The organism is Pseudomonas brassicacearum (assembly GCF_009601685.2).
In the GTDB taxonomy this organism is placed as follows: domain Bacteria; phylum Pseudomonadota; class Gammaproteobacteria; order Pseudomonadales; family Pseudomonadaceae; genus Aquipseudomonas; species Aquipseudomonas kilonensis_B.
This window is the reverse complement of record NZ_CP045701.2, coordinates 2,481,974-2,495,675: the sequence shown is the minus strand read 5'-3', so window position 1 is coordinate 2,495,675 and position 13,702 is coordinate 2,481,974. Positions and strand designations below refer to the sequence as shown.

Annotated in this window: 16 protein-coding genes; 5 read left to right on the top strand and 11 right to left on the bottom strand. The window is 59.3% G+C overall.

What is annotated here, in order from left to right; genetic code table 11:
* Positions 1-21 precede the first annotated feature (21 nt).
* The 11 genes from fliP to fliF all read right to left on the bottom strand — a co-directional run bounded on the left by fliP (position 22) and on the right by fliF (position 10,062).
* On the bottom strand, positions 22-792 hold the full coding sequence (gene fliP / locus GFU70_RS10965) for a flagellar type III secretion system pore protein FliP (RefSeq protein WP_153388021.1): 771 nt from the start codon (positions 790-792) through the stop codon (positions 22-24).
* Entirely contained in the window at positions 789-1,208 is a 420-nt protein-coding gene (gene fliO, locus GFU70_RS10960) for a flagellar biosynthetic protein FliO (protein WP_058546277.1), read from the bottom strand. The genes fliP and fliO overlap by 4 nt, the downstream gene beginning before the upstream one ends.
* Complete coding sequence (gene fliN, locus GFU70_RS10955; protein WP_058546278.1) at positions 1,205-1,675, bottom strand: flagellar motor switch protein FliN; 471 nt, start codon at positions 1,673-1,675, stop codon at positions 1,205-1,207. The genes fliO and fliN overlap by 4 nt, the downstream gene beginning before the upstream one ends.
* Positions 1,668-2,723 carry a flagellar motor switch protein FliM gene (gene fliM, locus GFU70_RS10950; protein ID WP_153388020.1) on the bottom strand — a complete coding sequence of 352 codons (1,056 nt, stop codon included), beginning with the start codon at positions 2,721-2,723 and terminating at the stop codon, positions 1,668-1,670. Before fliM ends, fliN begins: the two co-directional genes overlap by 8 nt.
* Before the next feature lie 3 nt (positions 2,724-2,726).
* Positions 2,727-3,200 (bottom strand): flagellar basal body-associated protein FliL, encoded by a 474-nt coding sequence (gene fliL, locus GFU70_RS10945; RefSeq protein WP_058546280.1) that lies wholly within the window; start codon positions 3,198-3,200, stop codon positions 2,727-2,729.
* Between the two features lie 122 nt (positions 3,201-3,322).
* Positions 3,323-4,735, bottom strand: coding sequence for a flagellar hook-length control protein FliK (locus GFU70_RS10940; RefSeq protein WP_153388019.1), 1,413 nt, complete (start codon positions 4,733-4,735; stop codon positions 3,323-3,325).
* Positions 4,736-4,743: 8 nt separating this feature from the next.
* Positions 4,744-5,217: a flagellar export protein FliJ gene (gene fliJ, locus GFU70_RS10935; RefSeq protein ID WP_064106795.1), complete on the bottom strand. Its 474-nt coding sequence runs from the start codon at positions 5,215-5,217 to the stop codon at positions 4,744-4,746.
* Between the two features lie 20 nt (positions 5,218-5,237).
* Positions 5,238-6,614, bottom strand: a complete 1,377-nt coding sequence (gene fliI / locus GFU70_RS10930) for a flagellar protein export ATPase FliI (RefSeq protein ID WP_175360227.1) — start codon at positions 6,612-6,614, stop codon at positions 5,238-5,240.
* A gap of 11 nt (positions 6,615-6,625) precedes the next feature.
* Positions 6,626-7,348 (bottom strand): FliH/SctL family protein, encoded by a 723-nt coding sequence (locus GFU70_RS10925; protein ID WP_116642520.1) that lies wholly within the window; start codon positions 7,346-7,348, stop codon positions 6,626-6,628.
* Entirely contained in the window at positions 7,341-8,327 is a 987-nt protein-coding gene (fliG, locus tag GFU70_RS10920) for a flagellar motor switch protein FliG (RefSeq protein WP_226921095.1), read from the bottom strand. Before fliG ends, GFU70_RS10925 begins: the two co-directional genes overlap by 8 nt.
* 4 nt (positions 8,328-8,331) lie before the next feature.
* Positions 8,332-10,062: a flagellar basal-body MS-ring/collar protein FliF gene (gene fliF, locus GFU70_RS10915; RefSeq protein ID WP_153388018.1), complete on the bottom strand. Its 1,731-nt coding sequence runs from the start codon at positions 10,060-10,062 to the stop codon at positions 8,332-8,334.
* Between the two features lie 258 nt (positions 10,063-10,320).
* Between fliF and fliE the strand changes: the two genes are divergently transcribed.
* From fliE to flhD, 5 genes are all read left to right on the top strand, one after another.
* A complete protein-coding gene (gene fliE, locus GFU70_RS10910) occupies positions 10,321-10,641 on the top strand; it encodes a flagellar hook-basal body complex protein FliE (protein ID WP_058546286.1) in 321 nt (106 codons plus the stop codon).
* Positions 10,642-10,826: 185 nt separating this feature from the next.
* Positions 10,827-12,236 carry a flagellar filament capping protein FliD gene (gene fliD, locus GFU70_RS10905; RefSeq protein ID WP_153388017.1) on the top strand — a complete coding sequence of 470 codons (1,410 nt, stop codon included), beginning with the start codon at positions 10,827-10,829 and terminating at the stop codon, positions 12,234-12,236.
* Positions 12,237-12,260: 24 nt separating this feature from the next.
* Complete coding sequence (gene fliS / locus GFU70_RS10900; RefSeq protein ID WP_058546288.1) at positions 12,261-12,662, top strand: flagellar export chaperone FliS; 402 nt, start codon at positions 12,261-12,263, stop codon at positions 12,660-12,662.
* 2 nt (positions 12,663-12,664) lie between these two features.
* Positions 12,665-13,036, top strand: coding sequence for a flagellar protein FliT (locus GFU70_RS10895; RefSeq protein WP_058546289.1), 372 nt, complete (start codon positions 12,665-12,667; stop codon positions 13,034-13,036).
* 327 nt (positions 13,037-13,363) lie between these two features.
* Complete coding sequence (flhD, locus tag GFU70_RS10890) at positions 13,364-13,699, top strand: flagellar transcriptional regulator FlhD (RefSeq protein WP_058546290.1); 336 nt, start codon at positions 13,364-13,366, stop codon at positions 13,697-13,699.
* The last annotated feature ends 3 nt before the right edge of the window (positions 13,700-13,702 follow it).

The window sequence follows — 13,702 nt, the reverse complement described above, 5'->3', positions numbered from 1 at the left end:
CACGTCCTCCAAGCCACATCATCAGGTGAAAAAACTTTGCGCCAGTGAGCCGAGCAGCAACTGCCAGCCATCGACCAGCACAAACAGCATCAGCTTGAACGGCAGCGAAATCGTCGACGGCGGCACCATCATCATGCCCAGCGCCATGAGCACGCTGGCGACCACCAGATCGATGATCAAGAACGGAATGAAGATCGTAAAACCGGCCTGGAACGCCGTCTTCAGTTCGCTGGTGACAAAGGACGGCAGCAATACCCGCATCGGCACGTCTTCAGGGCCTTGCAAGTCTTCGATCTGGGCCAGGCGCGCAAACAGCGCGAGGTCGCCCTGACGCGTCTGGGTCAGCATGAACGTGCGAAACGGCTGACTCGCCTGGTCGAGAAACTGCTCAACCGTGATCTCGTCCTTGGAAAAGGGCAGCCAGGCTTTTTCATAGGCCTGATCGAGGGTCGGGGACATGACGAAAAACGTCAGGAATAACGACAGCCCCAGCAACACCTGGTTCGGTGGCGCCGATGTGGTGCCAATGGCGGTACGCAGCAAACCCAGGACGATGATAATGCGGGTAAAGCCGGTCATCATCAGCAGCACTGCCGGCAGGAACGCCATGGCACTGAGCAGCAACAGGGTTTGCAGGCTCAGTGACCATTGCTGACCGCCAGCCTGCCCGGTGAAAGCGGCCAACTCCTGAAGCGCCGGTTCAGCCTGGGCATTGGCCATCAGCGAAACCAGCAACAAGGCCGACAGCGCCGCCCGTTTCAAGCCCCGCGCAAAAGCAACCGACCTGCTCATGACGGACTCCCCGGCTGATCGTCGCTGCGCGGGCTACTGCGCCGCAGCGCAGCGGCCAGGCGCTCGGCAAAACCATCGCCGGTCGCGGTGGCGCCCTCGGCGTCGGCTGGCGGCGCATCCATCTGCGATAACGCACTGACCTGTTGCGCAGTCACCCCCAGCACCAGCCACTTGCCCTGAACTTCGACGATCACCACTTTCTCACGCTGCCCCAGGCTTGTGCTGCTGACCACGCGCATCACGTTACCGGGCTTCAAGGTGCGCACTCCGACACGACGGGCGAGCCAGCCGCAGAGCAAGACGCAGGCGACCACCAGCCCCAGCGCCAACGCGGTCTTGCCGAGTAATGCCAGGTTCATCAGGCTGTCCGAGGGGACGCCAAGGGGCACCGGGGGTGTCTGGTTGAACTGACTCATCGGTTGAGCTTTTGTACGCGTTCGGAAGGGGTGATGATCTCCGTGATCCGGATGCCGTACTTCTCATCCACGACCACCACTTCCCCCTGGGCAATCAGGTAGCTGTTGATCAAGATGTCCATGGGTTCACCCGCCAGGCCGTCGAGCGCCAGTACCGAACCCTGGGCCAGCTCGAGCAACTGCTTGATGGTGATCCGCGTGCGGCCAAGCTCGACGCTCAACTTGACCGGAATGTCCATGATCATCTCCAGCTCCCGCGCGGCGGCCACGGGTGGTGGAACCGGCAGTGGCTTGAAGACGCTGGTGCCGACGCCTGCGGCAGCCTGTTCAGCGGTTTCCTGCGCCTCGCCCTGTTCGGCAAGGGCCGTGGCCCAAGGGTCATCGGTCTGGGGCTCGGCGCCCTGCTCGGCCATGGCGCTGGCCCAGTCATCGACCTCCTGTGGCTCGATTTGGCTTGAATCAGTCATGGTCAGACTCCTTGGCGGTGGACACATGGCCCTTGATGAACTTGCTGGTTGAAGTGGAAGAGGCAAGGCCCAGGGAGTGATCGACCAACTCCTTCACGAGCAAGGCACGCACGCCGTTCTGGCTACCGAATTCGCACTTCATGACAGGCACCCCGTCGACACGAGCACTGACGATGTCAGGCAGTTCGATAGGCAGGACGTCACCGACTTTCAGCGCCATGACTTGCCCGACCCGCGCATCCATCTCGACAAAGTCGGCGATCAGCTCGATCTCTGAGTGGGTAATTTCGCCAGCCATGCGCTTGTTCCATTGCCGCTCCTCTTCGGGATTGACATCGGTCAGAGGGCCGTTAAGCAGCTGACGCATCGGTTCGATCATCAGGTAGGGGATCACGATGTTGAAATCACTGGAGAGGTTGCCGACCTCCAAATGAAACGTGGCATTGACTACGATTTCATTCGGTGAACTGGTGATGTTGGCGAACTTGGCCTGCATCTCCGAACGCAGGTATTCGATTTCCAGGGGATAGACAGACTTCCACGCGTCTTTGTAGGCGTCCACCGTCAAGCCCAGTAAACGCCGGATGATGCGCTGCTCGGTGTGGGTGAATTCCCGGCCTTCGGACTTGGTCACGAAACGGCCATCTCCACCGAACAGGTTGTCCACGACCATGAACACCACACTGGGCGGAAATACCACCAACGCGGTACCGCGCAGCGGCTTCATCGCCAACAGATTGATGTTGGTGGGCATCGGCATGTGCAGGGAAAAGTCGCTGTAGCTTTGGTAGCGCACGCTGGTGACGGTGATATCGATGCTGCGCCTGATCAGGTTGAACAGGCTCATGCGCAAGTAGCGGGCGAAACGCTCGTTGATGATATCCAGAGCGTGTAAGCGCTCATGGATCACCCGATGCTGAGTCGCCGGATCGTATGGACGAACATCGGCATCCTTGAGCGTAGCGGCATCATCCGGGGCGTCGTCGTCGACACCGCCGCGAATCAACATGTCGATCTCGTCCTGGGAGAGCAAATCGTCTATAGCCATGGGTCACTGCACGATAAAGTCGGTGTACAGAACATTGAGCACCGAGAGCTCCGACGGCTGTGCCGTCGAGGAGTGCTTGAGCATTTCGAGTATGTTGGCAACGAGGCGCTCCTTGCCCTGCGGATTGGCCAGTTGCGTACTGTCCTGCCCACTCAACAGTGTCAAAAGCTGGCTGCGAATCTGCGGCATGTACTGCTGCAGGAATACCTGCGTCGCTTCATTTCCCACCTCTAGCACGAACCCCACATACAGCAGGCTTTGCTCATTGCGCTCGTTCTGAAGATTGACCGTCATCGGCGCAATCGTGACCAGCCGCGGCGCCTGGGGCTTGTTCTCCACGGCTGCAACTTTCGCCGTCTCGTCGACAGCGGTCCTGTTGTGGCTCATAAAGACATACATGCCGCCGGAGCTGGCTGCAGCGGCGACCATCGCCAGCAACAGAATCAAGAGCCAGGGGGTTTTGCGGGTGGTGGTCATCGGTTGGAACCCTGGAAAGAAGGAGAACGGTGGGCAGGGCTCAAGTATGAACAACCACCCGGTCTCCCCATGGGGCAATAAGACCAGGGTAACGGCGGTATCTTGCTGTTTTGATTTGCTATTCAGACGTACAAGTCGACGCCCGAACTGCGCACAACGATGCTTTGTACCGCCGCGTCATCTTCGCTCGGCGCCGAGGCGAGACTGTTCACGCCACTGCGGCTGCCTTGGGCGTCGTGCCGAGCCTGATCGCCTGACGCCTGACGCGAGGACTCATCGCTGACCGAAGCCTGGCCCAATGAAATGCCTTGGGAAGCCAGGGCTTCTCGCAGCTGCGGCAATGCCTGCTCTACCGCGGTACGCACCGAGGCATGCGCCGACTGGAACTGCGCTTGAGTGTTGCCATCACTGAGGTTGAGACTAATGGACAGCGGACCAAGCCCGGCCGGGTTCAACTTCAGGTCGACCTGTTGCTCGCCGCGCGTGATCATGTCGATCACCTGTTGCCCCAAGCCGTCCTGCCAGTCGGTTGTGCCAATGGCGGCAGAGAGCGTCAGGCCATTGGCCACGACTTTGTCGGCACTGCTCAAGCCGACACTGTTCAAGGCCGGCAATACCAAGTTGAAAGCGCCTGGTACATCGCCACTGACAGTGCCTTCGACCTGACCGGAGACCGGCATATTATCGCTCTGCTTTCGTACGTCTTGCAGCGCATCGGCAACCGCACCGCCCAATGCCGGCACAGCCCCCTGCACCTCCATCCGCACGGACGTATCCACAGGGGCCTCTGACTCGCTGTTCTCAAGCACAGGATTCGACGTCGGCAGGTTTGTGTTGGGGCTGACCAACGTGTCGGGGTCCGCCGACACAACTTCCTGGCTGGCGACAGCGAGTGCCACGACCGGTTGAGGCCCCATGGGCGCCACGACCAACAAAGCCGGATCAAGCTGGCCGGCACTTTGAATCAGATCCATGCGCTGACGAATATCCTCCAGCTTGCTGTCATGGGCATCCGTACCGTCCATGGCATCCTGTTCAACGTTTTCACCCAGGTCTCCTGCCGTGGCGTAGATATCCAGATCGGGATCGTCGTCCGTGGGTAGGGCGTCCTGTTCTGCCCGGGCGGCCGCCACTTGCTGGCCCGGTTGAACAGCAGGAGACGGCAAGCACGTCGGTTCCGGTTGCTGGACGGGCTCGAGAACGGCCTCCTGCGCCACCGCACCCGGCAACATCGTTGACAGCTCAGTCTCTTGGACCGCAGCAGCGTCATGGCTCGCGGGCGCCAACGCCTGGTTGATCGTCGAAGACGTGGGAGTCGGCGCAGGGGGCTCGGTGGCCGGCACCGTCGTTCCCGCCAGAGCCCTGCTGTCATCGGTCGAAACCGTCGACCCGGTCGGATCATTGCTCGCCGCAGCCTCGCCCAGCTGGCTCAGTACCGATGCAAATGACTCGGCAGCCCTGCCCTGGGGCGAGCTTGATGCATCAGCTTGAGACAAGGCCGCCGACGATGAGGCGAACGAAGCGATGATATCCATGGTGTCCTCTAGAAACGGTTGTCGATGGAGGTCAGGAAACGGTCGAGACGCTGATGCATCTGGCTGGCCATCTCATCGGTTTGCCGTTGCTCGACACGCCCGGCCAGCAGCCGCTCCTGCTGCGCCCGACGACTGACCAATGCTTCAAAGGCATTGACCTTGTGCCACTGCGCCATCCAGGTCAGTTGATGCTGGGCCACCTGTTTTCGGTGACGCTCCAGGCTCTTTTGTGCCCGATCGACGGCCTCTTCCAGCGAATGCAGAAAGCCACGGTAATTCGTCAGGGCCGAGGGGCTCATGCCCTCCTTGAGCAGTTCGCGTTGCAAGTTCTGCCGGTACTCCTGCTGATACTCATCCAGTGTGCGCAACTGATTGATCACCTGCTGCTCGGCCTGGCGACTCTGCGCCAATGCACGCGCCGCCACATCCCGCGCTTTGGCGGACAGTTCGATAAGCAGGTCGAGGGACTGATTAACCATCATTGATTACTCGCCAGGAAGGATCATTTACCAGGGAACAAGAGGTTGAGCCCGGATACGGTCTCTTCCAGGCTTGCACGGTCATTGATGCGTTGTTGCAGGAATCGCTCGATGTGCGGATACATGCCAACGGCGCGATCGAGCTGGGCATCGTGCCCTGGCGCATAGGCGCCGACGCTGATCAAGTCGCGATTGCGCTGGTAGCGTGAGAGCATTTGCTTGAGCTGTTGTGCCTTGCGCTGCTGCGACTCACTGGCGATGGCTGTCATCGCCCGGCTGATCGACGCTTCGATATCGATGGCCGGGTAATGCCCGCATTCGGCCAGGTGACGAGACAGAACGATGTGCCCATCCAGAATCGCCCGTGCCGCGTCGGCAATCGGATCCTGCTGATCGTCGCCCTCGCTGAGCACCGTATAAAACGCGGTGATTGATCCCCCTCCCAGAGGGCCATTGCCAGTGCGCTCAACGAGTTTCGGCAATTTGGCGAACACCGAGGGTGGATAGCCCTTGGTCGCCGGAGGCTCACCCACGGCCAGGGCGATTTCACGCTGGGCCATGGCATAGCGGGTCAACGAATCCATGATCAACAGGACATCCTTGCCCTGGTCGCGAAAATCCTCGGCCAGGCGCGTCGCATACACCGCCCCCTGCAACCGTTGCAGCGGCGACGTGTCGGCCGGCGCGGCGACGACCACGGAACGGCGCAACCCGTCTTCGCCCAGGATGTTATCGATGAAGTCCTGGACTTCCCTGCCCCGCTCGCCGATCAGACCGACCACGATGACATCGGCCTGGGTGTAGCGCGCCATCATGCCAAGCAATACCGATTTGCCGACGCCGGATCCGGCGAACAGGCCCAGGCGCTGGCCGCGACCGACACACAGCAAGGCATTGATGGCACGAATACCGACATCGATCTGACGGTCGATCGGGGCACGCTTGAGTGGGTTGAGCGGCTGCGTGTGCAGACTGGCGTAATGGGCGCCCAGCAGCGGCCCCCGGCCATCCAGCGGCTGTCCACTGCTGTCCAGCACCCGCCCGAGCAGCGACATGCCCAGCGGAAAATGGCGTGCTCCCGCCTCGCCCTCCAGACAATCCAGCGACGCAAGCACCCGCGCGCCCGGTTGCAACCCCTGGATTTCCTCCAAGGGCATCAGGTACAGGATTTCACCGGCAAAACCGACCACTTGCGCCTCGGCATAAACCGATTGCAGGCAGGCCTGACTTTGCGCGGCCAACTCAATGAGACAGGCGCCCCCCAAGGGCAGGCGCAGCCCCACCGCCTCAAGAACCATGCCGGTGGCGCGGACAATCCGTCCGCTGCGCAGGTAATCGGCGACACGCAATGGCGCCCCTTCAAAAGTATCCAGGACGCCACTCCAGCGTTCGATATGCAGATTGCCGTGGGTCATGGCTGCTCGCCGAGGATCGCCACCGCATTGTCGAGTGCCCGCTCAGTACTGCGACTCAACATCCCCAGGCGTGACTGGCGCGTGGCATCCAACTCACCGCTGGCGCTGACTACTCGGCAACCGCCGGGCAAAATCGCCGTATCGGCGTGCAAGGCCCACCCGGCAGCGGCAATCTGTTCGCCAAGGCTGCGGTGAACCAATAGCAAGTCATCCGGGTTCAACCACAGGCGCGGTTTTCCGGTCAGCTCGGGGTCGCTATGGAGCATCCTCTGCACAATGGCGATGACCTGCTCCGGCTGCGCGGTCAGGGCCTCCCCGGCCAGTTGTTGCGCGGCATCAAGGGCAATCCGGGTCAACTGGCGAGCAATATGCGCATCCATCTGCTTGAGCGCCTGATCAAAGTTCTGGCACAGCTCAAGCAACGGCTGCAACGTCTGTAGCACCTGTTGTTGCAACTCCAGCGCAGCGGCCTGGCGACCTTCGCTCAGCCCCTGCGCATACCCTTGCTCCATCCCTTGGGCATGCCCGATCTGCTGCGCCTCGCTGACGGTTTTCTCGCGTAGCGCCTGCATTTCCAGCCTGTGCTGAAAAGCTTGCTTGCGCCGCAACTCCCGATGACTCATCTCCGGATCCGGGGCAGGCACCTCATTGCTGCCCAGCGGGTCCATTTGCCAGGTTTGCCAACGCTCGTTGTCCGGCGCGTGCGAGTACTCAGACATAAGCGTCATTCCCGCGCGCAGTCACGATTTCGCCGCTGTCGGACAAGCGTCGGACCACCTGCAGAATGGCCTTCTGCTCGGCCTCGATCTGGGACATGCGGATCGGCCCGCGTGCCTCCATGTCTTCACGGAACAATTGCGCGGCACGTTGCGACATATTGTTGAGGAAGCGTTCGAGCAAGGCCGGCGGCGCGCCTTTGAGAGCAACCGCCAACGAGTTGTTCTCGACCTGCTGAAGCAACAACTGGATGCCGCGATCGTCCACCTCGATGAGGTTCTCGAACAGGAACATCTCGTCGAGGATCTTCTGGGCCAGGTCTTCGTTGTGCAGGCGTACGGTTTCGATGGCCAGTTCTTCGTGCGAGGAACTCATCAGGTTGAGGATTTCCGCCGCCGTTCTTACCCCGCCCATTTTGCTGCGCTTGAGGCTTTGCCCATCGAGCATGACGCCCAGCACTTCCGTCAGTTCCTGCAACGCTACCGGTTGCACACCGCTGAAGGTCGCGATCCGCAAAATAATGTCGTTGCGCAGGCGGTCGGGCAGCAGTTGGAGAATATCGGATGCCTGAGGGCGCTCCAGATGCACGAGGATGGTCGCGATAATCTGTGGATGCTCGTCACGAATCATCTCGGCAACCATCGAGGCTTCCATCAGGTTCAGCTTGTCGATGCCGGAACCGGTGTTGGTGCTCTCCAGGATATCGTCGATCAGGCTGGCCGCACGCTCACTGCCCAGGGCCTTGGTCAATACCGCGCGAATATGGTCGCTGGTCTGGATGTTGATGGCCGCATATTGATCGGTCTCGTCCATGAACTCTTCCAGGACCTGACGCATTTCATCATGGGACACCTGGCTCAGACGTGCCATTTCCATACTGATGGCTTCGACGTCCGAGCTCGGCAGGAACTTGAACACTTCGGCGGCGCTGTCGGCATCGAGCGACAACAGCAAAATTGCACTGCGGCGAGACCCGCTCATCTTGTTAGTCATTTTTTTTCATCCACCCGCGCACGATCATGGCGACCAGTCTTGGGTCTTCGGCAGCGATCTGCTGCAAGCTCTGCATGTTCTGCTCGTACACGGCCGATTTGCGCGGCAGGGTTTGCGGCGCATGGTCCTGATTGGCGACCATGAGACCGGTGCCCATGGTGGTTGGCACGAGGGCGGCCCCCGGCTCAGCCAGGGCCCCTGGGACGCGCCGGTTCATCTCGGCATTGCGCCGCTGCATCGGCCTGAGCACCAGCCACCACAGGGTCAACGCGGCAAAACCGACCAGCAAGTAGCGCAAAGCGCTCATCAACAGGTTGTAGGCCTCGGGGGTTTTCCACCATGCCGGCTCGGTCACCGCCGTATCGGTCTCGACAAATGGGCTGTTGATCACTTGCAAGGCATCGCCCCGACTTTCCGTGAAGCCCATGGCCTGGCGCACCAGGTTGTTGATGTTCTCCAGCTCTTCCTTGCTCAACGGCTCCGGCGTTGGCGTACCGTCCTTGAGCACCGTGCGGTAGTTGACCACCACCGCCGTCGTCAGGCGCTGAATGTTGCCCTGGCCCGATTTGACGTGCTCGACGTTACGGTCGACTTCGTAGTTGATCATGCGCTCGCTTTGCAGCGACTTGCCGCCCTGCGTCTCGGCTGCGTTTGCAGTGCCAGCGGCCGCGGCCGGCGCGGTGCCGGGCGCAGGTGCAGGTGCCGTGGCGCGAGTCGGTGCCGGGGTATTGGGTGGTGTGTTGGTCAGCGCGCCAGGAACACCTCGCCCCGCGCCATCCTCTTCCAACACATGCTCAGAGGTCTGTTTACTGCGCACTGCCGCCTCGTTGGGGTCCTGATTGGGCGCGTAACGTTCAGCGGTGCTTTCGCGGCTGGAAAAGTCGATCTGGGCGACCACTTGGGCGTGAACATTCTGATTGCCCAGCAAGGGGGTGAGGATGTCCTCGATACGGCGCTGGTAGGAACGCTCTACTTCACGCACATAGCTGAGTTGCGACCCATCAAGGCCGCTGTTGTCGCTGTGCGTCTGGGACAACAGGCGACCATTCTGGTCCACCACGGTGACAGCATCCACGTTCAGTTCCGGCACACTGGAGGTAACCAGATGCACAATGGCACTGGTCTGGCTCGGCCCCAACTCGCGGCCGGGCTGCAAGGTCAGCACCACAGACGCCCGCGCCGCCTCTCGATCGCGAACAAAGACCGACTGCTTGGCCATGACCAGATGAACACGCGCCTTCGCTACCGGCCCCAGAGACTCGATGGTCCGTGACAGTTCACCTTCCAGGCCGCGCTGATAATTCAGATGCTCGGCAAACTGGCTGACACCGAACGCCTGCCTGTCCAACAATTCGAAACCGATGCTGCCGCCCTTGGGCAAGCCTTGTTCGGCCAATTGCAGGCGCAATGCGTTCATCTTGTCGCTGGGCACCATGATGGTGTTGCCCCCTTCGCCCAAACGATACGCAATCCCGCGCTTGTCCAGTTCACCGATGATTTGCCCGCCGTCCGCTTCGCTGAGGCTGGAAAAAAGCACGCGATACTCCGGCTCTCGCGCCCACAGCAACAACGCCACTAAGGTTGCAATGACCGCCGCGCCCGCCAACAACAGGGGCAGTAACGGCTGACTGCGAAACAGGCTCGACAACGCCGCCAACGGCTTGGCTGGAACACTGACCGGAATGTTCTTAGGCGCGCCCTTGGCCAGAACTGCGGTACTCACGAGCACCTCGATAGCGAGGATAGGGCTGGTACGAAAGACATTGCAGAGTCCGGTAGCAGTAGTAGTCGAACAGCCTCCCGCTGCGGCAACACCCATGGGCGTCGCAGGAATCGGGACGGCTGGCAGAGCTTCATTCTGGCGAAAATGCCGAAAGCTAAAGGCCGGAAAAGCCATCGCTTTTGTCGTCATTTGAACGAATGTACGGGCCTGCGGGCTTGGTAATCTGCTGGCCTAATCGCTACATACGGGTCTTGCGTCATGAATTCGTCCGCCCTTACCAATGCCTTGCAACAACTGACGAGCCTTGCCGAGCAGGCCGAAGGGGCAAGCCCCCGTAACCTCACCAGCGTGTCGAGCAGTGGGTTCGCCGGAGAACTTCAGGCATCGCTACAGCGCATCAATCAACTTCAGCAAACCGCTACCAGCCAATCCAACGCCTTCCAGGCGGGCAGTGCTGCGGTGTCGCTCAGTGATGTGATGGCCGACTCGCAGAAAGCCAGCATTGCCTTCCAGATGGGTGTGCAAGTGCGTAACCGATTGCTCACGGCTTATAAGGACGTGATGAGCATGCAGGTCTGAAAGGCTGTTAGGCAGGGTCGCGGCACGCCGCCCGACACCCTTATTGATGAAACGGTTGAAAAGGTGAGCGAGCCCTAAAGATGGGTTTACCGATTGCCGATGTTGCGTTCAAGCGCCCTCCTTGAGGGCGAACACAACGTCTTGCCCAAACGAGCAAGGTCAGGCACAAACCAGGACAGACACCTATGGCGACGACCACCTCCACCAGCAGCTCCACCGCAACCATCACCTCCCTGGGCGTCGGCTCCGGACTGGATCTGGACAGCATCCTGGAAAGCCTGGAAGAGTCGAAAGAGACCAGCCTGCTGGACCCGATCACCGCCCAGGAAGAATCGGTGACCGCCGAAATATCCGCCTATGGGACACTGACCAGTGCCCTGAGCACCTTGCAAACGGCGGTCGAAGCCCTGGCCGATGAGAGCCTTTACGAGTCCTTGACCACGACGCTGTCGGGCAGCGGAGTGACGGCCGCAACCACCAGCGAAGCCGAGGCCGGTACCTATTCGCTGGAAGTGACACAACTGGCCCAGGCCCAAAGCCTCACCACTGCCGGCATCGCAGACACGACCACGGCCCTGGGCACCGGCACGCTGACCCTGCAAGTCGGGACGCAAGAGGCGGTCTCGATCACCCTCGACAGCAGCAACAACACCCTGCAAGGCATTCGCGATGCTATCAACGCGGCCGATGCCGGCGTCACCGCCTCCATCGTCAATGACGGCAGCGACACCCCCTATCGCCTGGTGCTGACGTCAGACAGCACCGGAACCGAATCTGAAATGACCGTGACCTACACGGGCACGGACAGCACCGATCAAGCATCGAGCCTGTTCGGCTACGACGGCACCACGGGCAACATGACCGAAACGGTCGAAGCGCTGGACGCCGAACTCACGATCAACGGCATCGCCATCAGCAGCCAAAGCAACACCGTCGAAGATGCCTTGCAAGGGGTCACCCTGAGCCTGTCCGCCACCGGCAGCTCTCAAACCCTGACGATTGCTCAGGATACCGATGCGATCCTCGATGCCATTACCGCCTTCGTCGATGCCTATAACGATTACGTCACAACAGTGGACGAGTTGACCTCCTATGACGCGGATACGGATACGGCCGGCGAGCTGCTGGGAGACTCGACCACCCGGCGAATCAGCAGTGAACTGAGCAGCGATCTGTACAGCGCGATTGGCAGCGGGACTTACAGCTACCTGTCACAACTGGGTATTTCCCTGGAAGTCGACGGTACCCTGCTGATTGATGAAGATGCACTGACAAGTGCGCTGGAAGATGACATGGAAGCTGTTTCCCAATTTTTTATCGGCACCGATGACAGCACAGGATTCATTACCCAATTGTCGAGCGACCTGGACAACTACCTGAATGAAGATAACGGTTTGATTGTCGCCAAGACCGACAGCCTGGAATCCAAACTTGAGCAACTTGAAGAGCGCTATGAAGAGAAACAAGCACTCATCGACTCGGAAATGGCTCGCTGGACAGAAGAGTTCACCCAGCTCGACACCTTGATATCGGAACTGAACTCGACTTCCGACTACCTGACCACCCAATTTGACGCACTTAATAGCGATGATTGATGACACTACTGCGGAGCAAATTAGATGAGTTCCATTCGAGACGCTAATGCTTACGCCAAGGTGGGCGTGGAAAGCGGCATTTTGGCGGCCTCCCCCCACCAAAGAATTGTGATGCTGTTCGACAGCTACCAGACGTCGATTCGCATCGCACGCCTGCACCTGCAGGCTGGCCACATAGCCGAAAAGGGCATTGCCATTACCAAGGCAATCAATATTGTCAGCCAGGGGCTGCGTGCGTCACTGGACCTTGAGCAAGGCGGCGATATTGCCGTGCAACTTGATCAACTCTATGACTACGTCATTCGTGTCCTGCTTCGAGCAAACCTCGAGAATGACGAGACAGCCCTCACCACGGCCGCCGACTTGCTGAACAATGTCGCCGCCGCCTGGCTAGCCATCGGTTCGCAAATCGAGGAAGAGCGGTAGACATGATACAGACACAATTGATCGCCGCTTATGAACAACTGCTCGAACAATCCCGACGCATTCTCGAATGTGCAGAAAGGGCCGACTGGGATGGCATCTTCACGTTAAAGTCCCAGGGCCTGATCGACGCGGCCTACTTACGCCGCGCCGAAGCTCAAGCCAAACTTGACGATGCCGGCCAGCAGCGCAAATTTGAGCTCATGAGGCAAATAATGGAGCTGGATGGACAAGTCAGTTCCTTTTTGCACGCGCGTCAAAATGACTTGGGTCAACTCATGCAAATCAATCGTCGAAAGAGTGACTTGAACACTGCGTATCGAGTCCCGTCGAACAGCGTAATACCAATAAGCCACTATTTGTACCATAAAAAATAAGAAGCGCGTACAAGCCACATCAAGTCACGACACATTGCTATGGAACTATCCGGGGTGTACGAAAAAATCGTGTAAACAGACAACAAATAGTCTGCCCCGATCTGTTATCGTGCATTCAAGCTGATACTTTAGAAAAAATAAAATGGTTTCCATGACCTTTGGGCAAGGTCGAACACGTGGATAACCAAAAGAAAACAACACACAACACTTTTTTGCCCTCGCGGCAACGCAGTGCATCTTAGTCATTGTCGTTTTTGACATTTATCTGCCGGAGGTCACACCGTCGAAGTGTGGCCAAACTGTAGTATCCATGGGGAGGGGTAGAAATTGCCAAATACCAATACAGAGCTTGAAGATATCCAGGATCTGAATCTTTCATATTTGCTACTGGCCCAAAACCTGTTGCGCAAAGACCGAGAGGTGGCCATTTTCCGCCTGAAACTCAGCGAAAAAATGGCGGATCTACTGACCAAACTGAGCAGCAAGCAGATGACTCAGCTAGCCCGGGTCAACCAACTGATTTGCCGCCCCGTTTTCGAAGAGACAGACCGACTATCCAAAGTCCTGGGCAACGCTCGCGAACTGGGCATGGTGGAAATTCATTCAGCCTTGCTGATGGCAGCCGCCGATCGCTCAGGGGATATACGGTTCGGGGAAGGCTGATCC